General features: G+C 33.4%; 16 protein-coding genes. 7 read left to right on the forward strand and 9 right to left on the reverse strand.

Features of this window, described 5'->3' with window-relative positions:
* Window positions 1–144: 144 nt before the first annotated feature.
* The 4 genes from AAGD45_RS05775 to AAGD45_RS05790 all read right to left on the reverse strand — a co-directional run bounded on the left by AAGD45_RS05775 (window position 145) and on the right by AAGD45_RS05790 (window position 3,221).
* Complete coding sequence (locus AAGD45_RS05775; protein ID WP_341760998.1) at window positions 145–543, reverse strand: BglII/BstYI family type II restriction endonuclease; 399 nt, start codon at window positions 541–543, stop codon at window positions 145–147.
* 295 nt (window positions 544–838) lie between these two features.
* A complete protein-coding gene (locus AAGD45_RS05780; protein WP_341760999.1) occupies window positions 839–982 on the reverse strand; it encodes a hypothetical protein in 144 nt (47 codons plus the stop codon).
* A 192-nt stretch (window positions 983–1,174) separates the two neighbouring features.
* Window positions 1,175–2,437 carry a serine hydroxymethyltransferase gene (gene glyA, locus AAGD45_RS05785; RefSeq protein WP_341761000.1) on the reverse strand — a complete coding sequence of 421 codons (1,263 nt, stop codon included), beginning with the start codon at window positions 2,435–2,437 and terminating at the stop codon, window positions 1,175–1,177.
* Between the two features lie 244 nt (window positions 2,438–2,681).
* On the reverse strand, window positions 2,682–3,221 hold the full coding sequence (locus tag AAGD45_RS05790; protein ID WP_341761001.1) for an invasion associated locus B family protein: 540 nt from the start codon (window positions 3,219–3,221) through the stop codon (window positions 2,682–2,684).
* A 275-nt stretch (window positions 3,222–3,496) separates the two neighbouring features.
* On the opposite strand from AAGD45_RS05790, the gene AAGD45_RS08750 reads away from it, so the two are divergent.
* Together AAGD45_RS08750 and AAGD45_RS05795 are read left to right on the forward strand one after the other, a co-directional pair.
* Entirely contained in the window at window positions 3,497–3,679 is a 183-nt protein-coding gene (locus AAGD45_RS08750) for a glycoside hydrolase family protein (RefSeq protein WP_410521059.1), read from the forward strand.
* A 41-nt stretch (window positions 3,680–3,720) separates the two neighbouring features.
* A complete protein-coding gene (locus tag AAGD45_RS05795) occupies window positions 3,721–4,302 on the forward strand; it encodes a hypothetical protein (RefSeq protein WP_341761002.1) in 582 nt (193 codons plus the stop codon).
* Between the two features lie 56 nt (window positions 4,303–4,358).
* On the opposite strand, the gene AAGD45_RS05800 is transcribed toward AAGD45_RS05795, so the two are convergent.
* A complete protein-coding gene (locus AAGD45_RS05800; RefSeq protein WP_341761003.1) occupies window positions 4,359–5,660 on the reverse strand; it encodes an MFS transporter in 1,302 nt (433 codons plus the stop codon).
* Window positions 5,661–6,112: 452 nt separating this feature from the next.
* On the opposite strand from AAGD45_RS05800, the gene clpB reads away from it, so the two are divergent.
* The 4 genes from clpB (at window position 6,113) to AAGD45_RS05820 (ending at window position 11,906) form a co-directional block, all read left to right on the forward strand.
* Window positions 6,113–8,686 (forward strand): ATP-dependent chaperone ClpB, encoded by a 2,574-nt coding sequence (clpB, locus tag AAGD45_RS05805; RefSeq protein WP_341761004.1) that lies wholly within the window; start codon window positions 6,113–6,115, stop codon window positions 8,684–8,686.
* A 32-nt stretch (window positions 8,687–8,718) separates the two neighbouring features.
* Window positions 8,719–9,759 carry a mitochondrial fission ELM1 family protein gene (locus AAGD45_RS05810; protein ID WP_341761005.1) on the forward strand — a complete coding sequence of 347 codons (1,041 nt, stop codon included), beginning with the start codon at window positions 8,719–8,721 and terminating at the stop codon, window positions 9,757–9,759.
* Complete coding sequence (locus tag AAGD45_RS05815; RefSeq protein ID WP_341762226.1) at window positions 9,759–10,541, forward strand: TatD family hydrolase; 783 nt, start codon at window positions 9,759–9,761, stop codon at window positions 10,539–10,541. Before AAGD45_RS05810 ends, AAGD45_RS05815 begins: the two co-directional genes overlap by 1 nt.
* A 123-nt stretch (window positions 10,542–10,664) precedes the next feature.
* Window positions 10,665–11,906, forward strand: a complete 1,242-nt coding sequence (locus AAGD45_RS05820) for an FAD-dependent oxidoreductase (protein WP_341761006.1) — start codon at window positions 10,665–10,667, stop codon at window positions 11,904–11,906.
* Window positions 11,907–11,998: 92 nt separating this feature from the next.
* On the opposite strand, the gene AAGD45_RS05825 is transcribed toward AAGD45_RS05820, so the two are convergent.
* Both AAGD45_RS05825 and lnt read right to left on the reverse strand, forming a co-directional pair.
* On the reverse strand, window positions 11,999–12,463 hold the full coding sequence (locus tag AAGD45_RS05825) for a helix-turn-helix domain-containing protein (protein WP_341761007.1): 465 nt from the start codon (window positions 12,461–12,463) through the stop codon (window positions 11,999–12,001).
* Between the two features lie 60 nt (window positions 12,464–12,523).
* Window positions 12,524–14,032 (reverse strand): apolipoprotein N-acyltransferase, encoded by a 1,509-nt coding sequence (lnt, locus tag AAGD45_RS05830; RefSeq protein ID WP_341761008.1) that lies wholly within the window; start codon window positions 14,030–14,032, stop codon window positions 12,524–12,526.
* 85 nt (window positions 14,033–14,117) lie between these two features.
* Here lnt and AAGD45_RS05835 point away from each other — a divergent pair, with 85 nt between their 5' ends.
* A complete protein-coding gene (locus tag AAGD45_RS05835; RefSeq protein WP_341761009.1) occupies window positions 14,118–14,927 on the forward strand; it encodes an enoyl-ACP reductase in 810 nt (269 codons plus the stop codon).
* 379 nt (window positions 14,928–15,306) lie between these two features.
* On the opposite strand, the gene AAGD45_RS05840 is transcribed toward AAGD45_RS05835, so the two are convergent.
* Together AAGD45_RS05840 and AAGD45_RS05845 are read right to left on the reverse strand one after the other, a co-directional pair.
* Window positions 15,307–16,110 (reverse strand): DUF2163 domain-containing protein, encoded by an 804-nt coding sequence (locus AAGD45_RS05840; protein ID WP_341761010.1) that lies wholly within the window; start codon window positions 16,108–16,110, stop codon window positions 15,307–15,309.
* Window positions 16,107–16,697, reverse strand: a complete 591-nt coding sequence (locus AAGD45_RS05845) for a TIGR02217 family protein (RefSeq protein ID WP_341761011.1) — start codon at window positions 16,695–16,697, stop codon at window positions 16,107–16,109. The genes AAGD45_RS05840 and AAGD45_RS05845 overlap by 4 nt, the downstream gene beginning before the upstream one ends.
* Between the last annotated feature and the right edge of the window lie 82 nt (window positions 16,698–16,779).

Below are 16,779 nucleotides of genomic sequence, written 5' to 3' on the forward strand. Positions count from 1 at the left end.
GATCGTAGTGGCTTTCTACAATTTGTCAAGCACATAATTAAAAAATTATATCTACTACTGTACTCTTTTCTAATATTTCAGGTATTTACTGTTTTAATTACAGGTGGATTGTTAAAAGATACTGATTTTTCGGTGATTATATATTTATTCCCCTATATCAATCAGAATTACATAGACAGGCACAGCAGGGAAATGTCTTTTTAATCGTTCAATATCATAAACAAGTTGTTCTCCATAGGAGACACCTGTTGACATTTGTTGTTGTAAATTATGACATGGTACTATTTCTATTCCTACATCAGCCTTACCTTCATTGAAAAAATACTGGAATTTTGCTAGATCATAAAACATAAAAGCATATTTACCAAATTGAACTTCAATTAAAACCCTATCCTTTACAAAATCTATTTGTTTATATGAATTCGATATAACCTTGTCGTGATTTGGTATAACAATATCATATTTATCTATTATTTCATGAAACCCTCTTAAGTTAAATTGTTGAGCGAAAGCATTATTTAATTCTTTTGGCGAATAAAGCATCTTTCTTTCGCTTGTCTTCTTCTAACAAACTGTTCTAATAGTTTGTTTATGTTTTTACATAATACGTAGCATTTTGTTTGCTGCTCTTTACTAACTAGGGTAATTTAAAAGTCGGGCTGCAAGCCTAATAGATAAAGGAGAAAGTGCTTAATATGCACTCGATGTCATTCCCGCGTAGGCGGGAATCTAAAAAAATAAGTCTGAAAGACTATTAAGTAATATAGATCCCTGCCTTCGCAGGGATGACATCGGTAGTGGTTAAACTTGCATCTATAGCAACTAATGATTGTGACTTTTAAATTACCCTGTTACTAACCTTATTTTTCTTTATGTCATTTATCGTTTTTATTGATTCATGAACTTCTTGAAGAATTTTAGGATAATCAACTTGTAAAATTTGTCTTCCCCCAATATGAGAATATTCATAAACTATTTTCATATTATATTGTTTCAGGTTCATAGACGGGTTCATTCATTTCTCTAACCCTAATAGTTCCGTTTAATGTTTCTTTAATTCTTTTTTTTGAAATATTTATATATTTCTTATCTATTTCTGCACCTATACATTTTCTGGAATTTTTTAGATTGTATCGTATTTATATGAAAATTCATTAGCTTATTAACTTTTAGCTTAAACATAAATCGGGAAATTATCTACTAATTTTTTAACTTGCTTACGGGTTTCTTGCTCACAATCACTATTATCTTGCGTAGCTTTCAACCCATCTAATACGTTGCAAATCATCTCGCCAACTTCTATAAACTCCTTTTCTTTGAATCCTCTAGTGGTGCATGCTGGAGTACCAAGCCTAATACCAGAAGTAATGAACGGTGAAGTTGTATCAAATGGTATAGCATTTTTATTACAGGTTATGCCGGCTCTTTCAAGCGAATCTGCGGCCATCTTACCAGTTATACCATATTTTCGTAGGTCCACTAATACTATATGATTATCAGTACCATTAGTTAAAATATCATAGCCTCTTGCCATTAAACTGTTACCAAGAGCTTTTGCATTACTCATAACCTGTTTTATATAAAGATGATAATCTGGTTTTAAGGCTTCCAAAAACGCTACTGCTTTTGCTGCAACAATATGCATTAACGGTCCACCTTGCAGCCCAGGAAATAAAGCAGAATTTATCTTTTTGCCCAATTCCTCATCATTTGAAAGAATAATACCACCACGTGGACCACGCAGGGTTTTATGAGTAGTAGAGGTAACAGCATGAGCATAAGGTAAGGGGCTTGGATGTTCCTCTGTAGCAACAAGTCCGGCAATATGGGCAATGTCTGCCACCAAATATGCCCCTACTCTATCAGCAATTTCCCTAAATTTGCTAAAATCTAATTGACGTGAGTAAGCAGAATAGCCAGCTATAATCAATTTAGGCTTATGCTGCACGGCCATTTGCTCTATTTGTGAATAATCAATTAAGAAAGTTTCTTTATTCACCGAATAGGACACAGAGTTAAACCATTTGCCAGACAAGTTAGGGGAAGCACCATGAGTCAAATGTCCCCCTGTATCTAGCGACATACCAAGTATGGTGTCATGTGGTTTTAATAGGGCTAAAAATACTGCCTGATTAGCCTGAGAGCCGGAATGAGGCTGAACGTTAGCATAGTTACAATTAAATAGTTTTTTTACTCGTTCTATCGCCAAAAGCTCAGCTTTATCAACCTCTTCACAACCATTATAATAGCGTTTTCCAAAATATCCTTCAGCATATTTATTGGTAAGAACTGATCCTTGTGCTTCTAATACTGCCGGGCTTACAAAATTTTCAGAAGCAATCAATTCGATAAAATCATGCTGACGCTTTTTTTCAGCATTAATAATTTGGTATATTTCATTATCTGTTTCAGATAATTTATTAGGACAAATACTCATTGGGATAACCTATAAGAAGTAACTAATTTTTATCCCGAATTGGCTTTAATATAAGAAAAAATGCATTCTTAAAGCGGTTTTGCAAATGCATTTTAAACTTATAGACATATATGTCTATAAGCGAGCGAACGTATGTGAGCGGCAATCCATGAAGCTTGTCATATGGATTGCTTCGTCGACCTACGGTCTCCTCGCTAATAGACGGTTTTAGGCTAAAATTTTTTCGGTTTAGCTATAACTTAATTTACTTCAACGCTTTCAAGCCTTCTTCAAGACCTTTCGTAGAAAGTGGAAGATTTACTTGTTGACCAGCTGAATTCATTATCCCCACGATAGGATTAGCATCTTTTGATAAAATATCTTTAAGATCTTTATCTGATATTTCAACAACAGCCTGACAAGAATCTTTTGTACAAGTAACGTACTTACCTGGAGCAACTAATTTTTGGGAACTAATAATTGACGTACCTGGAGCAACAGAAACATCAGTAGGAACTATTTGTATCATTTTTAAACTTTTTGTCTTACCACTACCCAAATAACCTACTTGATACACAGCTAACACTTGTTGTTTACCATCTTTATTAGTAGAGTTAATTGCTTGACTTAAATAACAGACCTGTCTTTTTTCAGCATCTGTGGTGCAGTTAACTACCCAATCTGAAAATTTTTGTCCCTCTTTAACCGCAGCATCAACTCTACTAGGATTACCCAAAAATAGTCCCAAACCCATTACAGTAAGACCAGCTGTAACAAATAATGATTTTTTAATACAGTTTGTCATAATTCTACTTATTTAATTATTTATATTATTAGCGGGCAATGACAGATTCGAGCTGCCGCCCTTTCGTAAAAGCAAGGATGTCGTAATTTTGACGCCTAATCTCTCTTTTTCAGTCCTTAAAACCTAGTCCTTAAGATTTCTTCGCTTACTCGAATTTAAGGGTTAGAGGATATCTGAATTTAATATATTTGTCAATCTGTTAAAATAAGTGCTAGTTCAGGGTAATTTAAAATTCCCAACTAATGATAGAAAAGTTTGTTTTTTTAAAAAGATAATTGCTGTTTATTTGGATCGCCACGCCACTTTGTCCTGTACTGAGGCAAAAACTACTACGTGGTGAATATTTACTAGCGGCTGATGAATTTCCTAAATGGGTTCATGCTCGCAGTATTAGACTTCAAGGCTTGGTTAGAAGACGATTGCTAGAGAGAGAAGTATTTTTGCAAGGAATTAGTTAACAACAAAATAATAAAATTAATAATATGTCACGAGGAGTAAAATGCTAACCCAAACTAATCAAGATATAGATAATAACCAACATGCTATTAGTCCAATCAAAAAGAAAGCAAATGGTACTATACAACATAGTATAGCGTTGCCCTCAGCGATGTACTCAAATAATTTGAAAAAAACGAAAAAAAATAATAAATTGCAAGATACTATTGTTGATGAGCAGCTGCCAAATTCTCCTATAGAACAAACTCCACTTCTTCCTTCTCTTGCCCCTTCAGCAGTACCCCAAACTATTGAGCAGGCAAGAAAACTCTATGCCATTTCCAGTGATAATAGTGTCAGCCAAAATATCATCGAAGCCAATAAGTCGATAGCCGAGAAAGTAGCAGAGTTGAACAAGCTGGAAGAACTACAACAAACCCTACTTGCCACGGAAAATACCTTGAAACTTGAAGTGATGAACTATATGCAATTGCACACTTACCTAAAAAAAGGTGATCATATTCTTGTTCCATGGAAAAGCACCACTCGCAAAACCTTTGAAATACCTAAGTTTAAAGAAGATTTTCCCGACCTGTATACTACATACGTCAAAGAAATCTCTACTCGAAATTTTAAGCTGTATTAAAATGATAATACTTACCTTTGTGATACTCATTATGATATTGCTTATAGCAGTTAAGTTTATAAGTTTTGTATAGTTACCGGATTGATAAAACCAGCTTGCTTCTCTAACTTTTCAAAGTGATAGATGCCAAAAGCAAACCCTAGAGTTATTGGAATCATAATAACTAATAATCCATAATTACCAAAATACTCTATTAGATACACAAGACCAAAAGAAGCAATAATATAGATTAAAGTACGCGATAAAGCGAAAGACAAACTAACGTAAGTACATCGTCTAACAATAGGAATATGCCGGAAAAAAATTGTATCCGCTGGCATGGTACAGATACCAAATAGCCCAGTCATTAATTGGATTAAAAATATGACAATTGGGGTTTTATAATGGTCTAGTAAATAAGGACAACTAACAATAAAAATACAGAATATCGCTAGTCTCACCTTAAGAATTATTAATGGGTATATTTTATAACTTAAATATGCATAAATTAAAGAGCTAACTAAAGATAGCATTACAAGAAGAAAATTATGATGAATTACTGCCTCCGGCGAATAACCACAAGAGTTTTTTAAAATGCTACTACAATGGATATAAGCAAAATAGAAGCATATAGGCCATCCACACTGTATCACGAAGTAAGCTAACATTGTTGTCATGTTAAATTTTGTCGGTCCAATAGAATTATCCACTACTGATTTTTGCCTTAGAAATTTTGGTGTTTCTTTCAGCATCGTCCTAGCCATTGTCCCAACAATGGCTATTGTTGCACCTGCCCAAAAAGCTAGACGCCAACTAATTCCAAATGACGTACTAAAAGATGCTAAACCAAGTGCAAATATTCCTCCTATGATAGTACAAACTGAAACTAACGCTACAATTGGATATTGGATAGGTGGTTTGGTCATTTCAGTCAGATATAGTTCAGCACCTATTATCTCTCCTACGGAAGATATACCTTGAAAAATCCGACATATTATAATTATCCAAGTAGAGACAATACCTATTTGATCATAAACAGGTAAATTAGCTATAGTAATACATGAAATAGCCATTATAAACGTTGTTATAATGATTGTTGCTTTATAACCAACATTATCTCCGATATAACCAAAAATCAAAGCACCAACAGGTCTAAATATATAGGTCAAACAAAAAGTTAAAGCAGCTAGGAGTGAAGCAGCGTGTGGGTCAGTCTTAGGAAAAAATAGATCATTTAACAGAATTGCTAAATGAATATACAGCATCAGATCAAAATACTCTAAAAATGTACCTATTAAAAGTAAACCTGTAGTATATTTTTGCTCTGTTGTTAGATGAGTTTGAGTAAGTGTTACCTTTGATTGAATAATTGCATCCATAGTTATACCCTTTACATACTATTTTAATATATCTTAACATTATTAATATTAAGTTAAAATGAATTTCTTACTAATAGTTATGTTAATAATAACAAATATGTGTTAAAATAATTAAATAAAAAATAGAACTATGCGAGAATCAACTCCCGATCCCCAAGCAATGCTGACATCTTCTCTATGCCAAATACTAAATACAGCTTCTCTATACGTCTATTAGCGAGGAGGTCGTAAGGTCGACGAAGCAATCCAGTAACATCATTTATCTATAGATTGTTTCGCTTACGCTCGCTAATAGACGTTGTGGTATAGGTATTTGTAAACTTTCAATAGTTGTGGTTATAGCCCCTTGTATTATTATTAATCATTAATTATATAAAATACTTAGTGGGGTCAAATAGTATGATATATTCTAGTAAAGTTTGACCTAATTTAAAATTTATAAGGTTATTGAAATGGACATGGATAAATTTACTACACATACAAAATCTGTCATCTCTAATGCCCAAAGCTTAGCAGCAAAAAATGATCATCAGCAACTATTGCCATTACATATACTGGCGAGTTTGTTAAATGATGATAGCGGCATTATTACTAATCTCATTAATATTTTGAGTAGTAGCTTAGACGATTTAAATAAAGCTGTAACTATAGAATTAAACAAAATCCCAAAAGTACAAATTGAGGGAGGAGGACAGATTTATTTATCATCGGAAAGCTTAAAATTACTTAATAAAGCCTTAGATCTTGCTAAGGATAATGCTGATAGTTTTATCACTATTGAGCGAGTTTTTGAAGCATTATCGTACGATAAGACATCTGCTAGTAAAATTTTATCAGAGAATTCAATAACTAGTAAAAAAATAAACGCCGCAATTCTGCAGTTAAGAAAAGGTAAGAAAGCAGATAGCGAATCTTCTGAAAGTAGTTACGATGCCCTAAAGAAATATGGTAGAGATGTTACTGAGCTGGCAGAACTTGGTAAACTTGATCCAATAATTGGCAGAGATGAGGAAATTAGAAGAACCGTACAAGTTTTATCAAGAAGAATGAAGAGTAATCCAGTGCTGATAGGAGAGCCAGGAGTTGGTAAAACAGCCATAATAGAGGGGTTAGCTCAAAGAATCTTTAGCCAAGACATTCCAGAAACGCTAGCAAATTGCCGTATCATTGAACTTGATATGGGAGCTTTAATTGCTGGGGCTAAATATCGCGGAGAATTTGAAGAACGACTAAAAGCGGTATTAAACGAGATTAAAGAATCTAGTGGGGAAATCATTTTATTTATTGACGAACTACATCTTTTAGTAGGAACTGGCAAAACAGATGGAGCTATGGATGCATCAAATTTACTAAAACCCATGCTTGTTAGAGGGGAACTCTATTGTATTGGTGCTACCACCCTAGATGAGTACCGTGAATATATCGAGAGAAATCAAGCGATTGCTAGAAGGTTTTTGCCAATTTACGTTAGCCAGCCAACAGTAGAAGATACTATATCAATTTTACGTGGTATTAAAGACAAATACGAATTACATCATGGTGTAAGAATTGCTGATAGTGCTATAGTTGCTGCCAGCACTTTATCTAATAGATATATTACTGATCGTTACTTACCAGATAAAGCCATTGACCTGATTGATGAAGCATGTAGTCGGTTAAAAATAGAATTATCTACTAAACCGGAAGAATTGGATGAACTTGATCGCCGTATTATTCAAATAAAGATTGAACTAGCAGCTCTAAAAAAAGAAAATGATGAACATTCAAAAAAGAAAATTATCCTCTTAACCGATGAATTAGAAAAACTTGAATCTCTTTCTTATGATATGAGTGCTAGCTGGCAAGCTGAAAAATCCAAAATACATATTGAGCAAAAATTAAAAGAGGAACTAGAAAAAGCTAAAGCAGAACTTGAACGAGCAGAAAGAAGTAGCGATCTTGCACGGGCTAGTGAGCTAAAATATGGTATTATTCCTGATTTGACTAAGAAACTACAACAAGCAATAGAAGGAGGAGATAACAAACTATCAAAAGAAGTCGTATCGGAAAACGATATAGCTATAATCATATCTAGAATTACTGGTATACCGATTGATACAATGCTATCAAGCGAACGTGAGAAACTACTAGCTATGGAAGATAAACTTCGCAAGTCAGTGATCGGTCAAGATGAAGCTATAAGAGGAATCAGCGATGCCGTACGTCGATCTCGTGCTGGTTTGCAAGATATTAATAGACCACTTGGGTCATTTTTATTCTTAGGTCCAACTGGTGTTGGGAAAACTGAACTAACCAAAGCTTTAGCACTTTTTTTATTTAATGATCGTAACGCTATTCTCAGAGTTGATATGTCTGAATATATGGAAAAGCATTCGATATCACGTTTGATTGGAGCCCCTCCAGGATATGTTGGTTATGAACAGGGAGGAACTTTAACAGAAGCAGTGCGTAGGAGACCTTATCAAGTTATTTTATTTGATGAAGTAGAAAAGGCTCATTCAGATATTTTTAACATCATGCTGCAGATTTTAGATGAAGGACGACTGACCGATAGTCAAGGGATAACCGTTGATTTTAAAAATACCATTATTGTTCTTACTTCTAACCTTGGAGCTGAAATACTTATTAATCAACGAGAAGAAGATGATCAACATAAAATCAAAGAACAAGTAATGGAATATGTACGAGCCGTATTTAAACCTGAATTCTTAAATAGGCTAGATGAGATTATTCTATTCCATAAACTAAATCGTGCCAACATACATGATATTGTTAAAATACAACTGGATAATCTGAAAAAAATTCTTTTGCAACAAAATATTATATTGCAATTTGATGAATCAGCTATAAATTACCTTGCTGATAAAGGCTATGACTCAATGTTTGGTGCTAGACCATTAAAGAGAGTTATTCAACGAGAACTACAGAATCATTTTGCCAAAATGATTCTTTCGAGTAGTATCATGAGCGGTGATACGATAAACATAAAATCAACTAATGGTCAACTGGCTATTAATAAGGCTTGAGCTAGCAATAATAATATATATAGAAAAAAAATATGATAGATACTACTAAACCTAAAATTTGGGTACTAGCTGACAGCTGCGTAGGTAACGTTAATCAAGCCATAGCTCTAGCAGAAAATATCAAGCTTGGTTATGAATTAAAACCTATTGAATATAATTTTTGGGGTAATTTGCCAAATTTCTTACTTCGATTAAGCCCTATCCATGTAAAAAAGGAACTATTACAATCGTGGAAAACTATTACAGACAGGCAAGGATTCCCAGATTTAATAATTTCTGCTGGGAGAAGAACTGCTTCTTTAGCAAGTTATTTAAAACATAAGTCTAATGGTAGAATAAAAATTGTTCAAATTATGCACCCTAACCTACCGCTCAAGCAATTTGATCTAATTATTTTACCACACCATGATAAAGTTAGTAAGGAAGAACTAAATATGTACTCAAGTGATTTGAGTATATTGAGAATTACTGGGGCTCTGAACAATGTCCAAGCAAAAATACAGGATGGTGGCATTGAATTACGTAAAAATTATCCAAAACTTGGGAAATTTATCTCAGTAATTATCGGTGGTAATAGTAAAAATTATACTTTTACCGATGATAATGCTCACCAAATTGCAACAATATTATCTAATCTTATACAAAAAAGCAAAGAATATAACTTGTTTATTAGTTTTAGTAGACGCACCCCCAATTCAGCAAAAGAAATTATTAAAAACAATGTATCTTCCTCTGCTATTATTTATGATCCAACAGAGGAAAACACTAAACCTAACCCTTATTTTGGTATGTTATCACAGGCAGATTACATAATTTCCACTGCTGATTCGATTTCAATGTGTAGTGAGGCAGCCTCCACTGGCAAGCCTCTTTACATATTTTGCCCTAATAATTTTAAATTACCTAAACATCTATCGTTTATACAAAAATTGGTAGAATTAGGAATAGCGAGAATATTAGACGAATCTGTAACTCAGCTTGAACAGTATAATTATGTCCCACTTAATGAAGTAGAAAAAATTGCTAATATAATTGCTAATAGAATAGTCTCAAAAAATTGGATACGCTCATGATATTAATTGACTCTCATTGTCACCTTAACATGTTAAAAGAAGATTTATCAACAATAATAGCTCGGGCTAAGGATAATGGTGTTCAGTACATGCAGACTATCTGTACTACGCTTGAGGAATTACCGGCTATTTTAGAAATAACCGTAAAATACGGCAATATATTTGCCTCATGCGGTGTTCATCCCAATGAAGTCAAGGAAATTGTCTCGTACGAAACTATTATGGAATATTGTAATCACCCCAAAATTATTGGTATTGGTGAAACTGGTCTTGATTATTATTACCAAACATCCGACAAAAATAAACAGATTGGGTCTTTTGAACAGCATATACAAGCATCTCAAAGTACCGGGTTACCAATTATAGTACATACAAGAGAAGCAGAAGAAGACACCATTGATATTTTAAGCAGTGAAATGCAAAATGCACCATTTACCGGTCTTATTCATTGCTTTACCTCCTCAAAACATTTGGCAAAAAAAATGCTTGACCTTGGTATGTATATATCGGTTGCTGGAATTGTAACTTTTAAAAATGCAACTAGTTTACAGGATATAGTACGTTATATTCCACTAGATAGATTATTAATTGAAACAGATTCTCCTTACCTAGCCCCTGTTCCAATGCGTGGAAAACAAAATGAGCCAGCCTTTGTTAAATATGTAGCAGAAAAAATAGCTGAAATAAAGGAAACAAACCTAGAAATAGTAGCAAGTGCCACTTCCAAAAATTTTATGTCTTTATTTACTAAAACACATCTTATATATTCAACTACTGTTTGAAAGGAAATTATCACATATTGCTAATAAAAATAATATATCTTTAGATCAGATTTATTTACATAATAGACTAATGCGTATGATGTTGCTAATAGTTAATAATCAACTTTAATTAATGAGTTAAATATGTTTACCACCTTATTGAAGTTACTACCTCCTACTCTATATCAATATTGGAACATATTGGTTAATTCTGTTAAATCTTTTGCTATGGTTCTAATATTTATGTTACCAACGGTGTACGCTCAACCACAAGCTCAACCTGAAATACGAAAAATTGTCCCACTAAAACTAGAAGCTGTTAATCTTGGTCAAAGAATTATATGTTATCGCCCTACAAGGCATGGTATACCAAATATGACTGTTACTAAGCTAGGTGATAAAGTTATTGCCCATAATTATGGTCATAGTGGTAGCGGTTGGACATTAGCACCAGGAGCTATTGCTTATGTTAATGAATTATTGCAAAAATCAGAATATGCTACTGATTTAAAACCTGATACTCCCATTACTATTATCGGAGCTGGTGTTATGGGGTTATGGAGTGCTTATGATCTGATTGAAAAGGGGTATAGTAACATCACTATTATTGCTGACCAATTTGATGGACTGGCTTCTAATAATGCTGGTGGATTGCTTAAGCCTTCTTTCATGGATTATCCACCAAATGCAAGACCCATGATGAATAAAATAGCTGTTAATGCTTATAAAGTTTATTCTGCTATTGCTAAAAAACAACAGAGTAATTTTATAGATGGAGCTGTTATAATGCCAGCTTACTTTCCAACTAGGGAAGAATCAGATCTAGAACCTTATGTAACTGCCGGGGTAATGCAACCAGCCAAAGATGTAGTACTTGATTTTGGTAATGGTACAACAAGAGTTATGGTAGCTTACGATGACGGAATTCTGATCAATGTACCAAAAATGATGATAAGTTTGACAACTTATTTAAAAAATAAGAAAGTACCTTTTATTAAAAATAAAATTCAAAATTTTGCAGAAATTAAAACTAAATATATAGTAGATTGTACCGGTCTTGGTGCTAAAGAACTTGATAATGATAATGCAATGACTCCTGGCCAAGGACATTTAATTATGTTAAAAAACCAAGATACTGAAGATGTGAAATATTTAATTTCAGTTAATTTAGGTAATGGTAAAACTAGTTCTGGGCAAGCAGTAAATTGGTATTTTTACATGCATCCAAAGCATTTACCTAGCAGTAGTGCTGATGATGTAGGGGTTATTGGTGGAACATTTATTGAAGGAGCTACACCACAAACTCCCAATGAAGAACAGTTTGATCTGATAGTTGAAAGAGCAAGGAGTTTTTATGATATTGATGCTAGTAAAGCAAAAAAATAACCCTAGCTACGCGAATTCGGGATAAGAATTAGTCAATTCTTATCCCAAATTCGATAGTTGACCAACTTGTAAAGCTAGTTAATTACTACGGTTTATATTTGATTACCTTGAGATGCTACTATTGACTTAATCAGTTCAACTATTTTCTGCCTAATATGTGGATTTTGAATCTCGGTAAATCCTTCCACAAGATAAGATACTTCTTTTTCTGTATCGTATTTTAAAGGTACTAAATACTCTGCTTTATCTTCAGCAATAATATTATTTACAAGACTATTGTTGTCTTGCGTACCAAATAGGTAATCCTCTGATACCTCAGTAGTTTTAGTCATATCAAGAAAATATTCAATAGATACATTTAATATTTTTGCAAAAAAATACAATATACTGCCAGCTATGGGGGTAGTAGCATTTTCATATTTTTGTATCTGTTTTACACTAAGATTAATAGCTTCACTCAATTCTTGTTGGCTCATGCCGAGCATTATACGACGCTTTTTTAAACGCATACCTACAATTATATTTATTCTTTCTTTTGATTCATTATATTTATTCATTGTTATAATAATTTAATATTTCTCTACCTATTGCAACTAATGATAGTATAATATTCTAGCTTAATCAAGTAATTTTTTATTGATATTAATAATATTTTTTATTAATATGTAACTAATAAGGGTAGTTATTATTGCTAACAAGGCACATATATCTCCAAATTGTGAATATAAAGTTTCAAATTTTAGCTTGTTAGGAAGTAAGTTATCTATATAACCTACTTCATTGATGTGACGTTGTTGAATAATTCTGCCTACGGGATCTATTACAGCCGATATACCATTATTAGCCGTTCTAAGCATAGGAAGACCGTTTTCTACACTACGCATACGACTAATCTGTAAATGTTGGTATGGACCAGTGGAGTTTCCATACCATGCATCATTAGTGACATTAATGATCACATCTGAGAGTTTATTACTCGTTCGGACAAAATTTGGAAAAATTGATTCATAGCAAATAAGTGGTTTTATGGTTATATTAGGTTTATCAAGACTAACGAGCTGTCTATCTCCTGCGGTATAATCTAACAACCCAGCGGTTAATTTCTTAAATGGTAATAGCCATTTGAGAGGCATATACTCACCAAATGGTACTAAATGAGATTTATGATACTCAAATAATTTATTTCCCACTTCTGTTAAAGCGTATAAACTCGTATAAATTTCAAAATCCTCCCCGTTCTTACCATTATTTGTTATACCACCAGTAATTAAAATTGCCTTTTTAATTTTTAGCATCTTTAATATTTTTATTTTGATTGGTTGGTAATCATGCGGTGCTACCATAGCAGCTTCCGACCATATAATTAGGTCTACGTTGCCCGGCTCTCTAGACAATGCGATATGAAGATTAAAATTTTTCCAGAATTCTTCAACGTCCCACTTAGCAATTTGTGGAATACTTGGCTGAACTAGTCGGACTTTTATATTTGAGAAACTGGTAGGATTGTTATGGAGCTTTAATAAACCGTAGGAAGTTATTAGAGAGATTATTATCAATGAATTTGCTAATAATATTTTTAATAGATTATATTGTTTAGTAAAGATATGATAAAAACTAGTTGATATATATATTACAATAAAACTTAAACCATATATTCCTATAATACTAGAGGACTGGATGAGAGTATCAGAAAATGAAAAAGCATATCCAAGCAAATTCCAGGGTAACCCGGTAAATATCCATGATCTTACCCATTCAAAAAATACCCAATAAAGGCAAAAGATAAACTGATAAAAATGATGATTCTTGGCTAGGAATCCAAAACCACAGGTTGCAGCAGTGAAACAAGCCAAAATAATTGGTAGACCAAATAATGCCAGTGGCACTGCCCACCAAAATTCATCAATATAAACAGTAACCCCTATACTAATCCAGTATATACTGACTAAAAAATGCCCAAAACCAAATATAAAGCCTAATATAGATGCCTCTTTCCAACTATTAGCAATTTGTACTTGATAACACAGCAGTGCCAAAGCAAGTAATCCAGGTATAAAGAAAATTGGAGCAAAAACTAAACCGCTAATCATACCTGAAATTAGGGTGAATATTTTGGATGAGAACATTAATGTTATTTTGATAAAAGTTGTTTACAGAAATATACATCATGCTATTGTTTGGGCAAGGTTTTAATAAAAATAAGGAATATATATGCAAGTTAAAGTCACTGGTTTGCTTGATGGTAAGAAAGGATTAATTACAGGTGTCGCTAATAATTTATCAATATCTTGGGCTATTGCTCAAATGACCAAAGAACATGGTGCAAACTTAGCCCTTACCTATCAAGGAGAAGTACTCGAAAAACGCGTTATACCACTTGCTGAAGAAATTAAGTGTGATTTCGTTGTTCCATGTGATGTAACAAATGAAGAATCACTTGATAATTTGTTTAAAATTATTGAGCAAAAGTGGGGCAAACTCGATTTTTTGGTTCATTCTATAGGTTTCTCTGACAGGAACGAATTAAAAGGCAGATACATAGACACCTCTTTGTCTAACTTTCTTAATACCATGAATATATCATGTTATTCTTTAATTGCCTTGGCAAAACGTGCAGAACCTTTGATGAAAGACGGCGGTAGTATCCTTACTCTAACTTATTATGGCTCACAAAAAGTAGTCCCTAATTATAATGTCATGGGACCTGCTAAAGCTGCGTTAGAATCTAGCGTAAGATATCTTGCAACTGATATGGGATCAAATAACATCCGAGTAAATGCCATATCAGCTGGCCCTATAAAAACTCTAGCATCTAGTGGTATTAGTGATTTCAAAACTATGTTAGCTCTTCATGAAGCTGCATCGCCGTTACGCAGAAACACTTCTCAGCGTGATGTTGCAGGGGCTACATTATATTTGCTGAGTAACTTAGCAGAAGGAGTTACTGGTGAAATACATTATGTAGATTGTGGCTATAACACTACAGTAGGGATGGGTAAAGGTTCTAGTAATTGCCAGTAACTATACTGAATCGTATATGTCCCTGCTTCCCACAACTATTGAAAGTTAAAAAATCGTCTATTAGCGAAGCACTGTTGTAAGGCTTAAACCGTCTATTAGCGAGGAGACCGTAAGGTCGACGAAGTAATCTATATAACAAGCTTCATGGATTGCTGCTTTCAGCGACTCCTCGCTAATAGACGATCAGCAGCCATTTTAATAGTGGTTATATAAAAAATGTAGGGTACTATGGTTGACACTTATAAGACCAAAAACGATGTCATTCCCGCGTAGGCGGGAATCTAGAATGTTTAAAGCACCCTTCCTGTCTATTTTTTAGATCCCAGCTTTCGCTGGGATGACATCGTTCATACGATATATGACATTGGTTCTGCCTTACCTAAATCACTTTGATAAAGTTATCATCAGGAATCAATGGCTCTCCTCTGAAATTTACTGCATTGTTGAACTTATTGCAACAAGTTGTAAATTTTTTATCACAACCTACAGTAAGTAAAACAGTTTTATTATGCTTCATACTATCGGGAATTGTTTTATCCAATGTAATTAAATTCTCAGAATGACTAAGGATTTTACTATAAAATTGAACATCAGCTTGAACATCATCTAAAGTAGCATCCCCATAATTGAAATAACCATTTTCTTTATCAAGGTTTGAGATGACCATAGTTCTACCAAACATTTCCTTAATATTATATATCTGACTATAAACTGTTTTATCTATTTTGCATTTCAAATCACCAAAATTAGCACGACAATTCTTACTAAAAGATTGCAATAATGACTGATTATATACATCTATATTTGGCTCTAAACGTAAAGTAAAATCCAAATCTCTTTTAGTATAAGTGATGCAGCGATAAGTAACAAAATGCCTACAAGAGTTAGCAAAACAAACATATATCTTGACCATAGCCTCTGCTAAATCATGCTGTTGCTTTACTCCCTCATTCTCAAAAACTCCTTCTAAGATAATGTAATTCTGAGCAGAATCATTAAATCCTCCTTCCTTTAAAGTCACTCCAGAATTCGGAACAAATATTACATTATCAATTGATAAAGATCTATCAGACTCGGTAAGATACAGATCAAGACTATCTTGTAGTTTTATATGGAAACAATAAGTAAACCCCTGTAATTCAGCTATGGGATTATCAATATTTTCTGCTAAAGCTACTGTCATACAACCTCCAATAGTTCTATGGGAGATAATTCTATTGACCCATCAGAAGAATAAAAATACTCAAAACTATCACTAGCAAATCGCACAGCTACATCAAAAATAAAATTACCTGTCAAAATTTGATCTTTATCTAATGGTTTTGGCAAGCTTACTACTCCAGTATTATAATCAACTTGAACCTCTGTATTGATATTATTAACATAGAATTCTCCACTAGCAAATACCGGTTTACTAATTATCCTAGCATAGGGCAAAATTGGGTCTTCATATAGTTTAACCAGTTGGAATTGCGTTAGTTCCCCATCACCTTTGCCAATAATTTGCCTTGATACTTGATAATCGACATTATCTCTAAAGCGGAAGGCAAAATTCCCTCCCCTTCTTGCTCTAAAGAAAGAACTAAACTGTTCAAATTCGAGACTACTCAGACGACAATTTTTAATCAAATATTTTTGTTTAGCATATTCTCTATCTAAATTTCTTACTTCCCTGCCCGATAATGTCATAGCACAAGAAGTAGCAAATTCTGGTCTGCCAACAGCAAAAGTTTCAATAAATTTTGGCATACGTATATCATGAAAATTCATAATTTCTCCTATAAATACGCGAATTCGGGATAAGAATTGACAAATTCTTATCCCAAATTCGGTAAAATTATAGATTGCTTCG

The organism is Candidatus Tisiphia endosymbiont of Thecophora atra, from assembly GCF_964026395.1.
GTDB lineage: Bacteria > Pseudomonadota > Alphaproteobacteria > Rickettsiales > Rickettsiaceae > Tisiphia.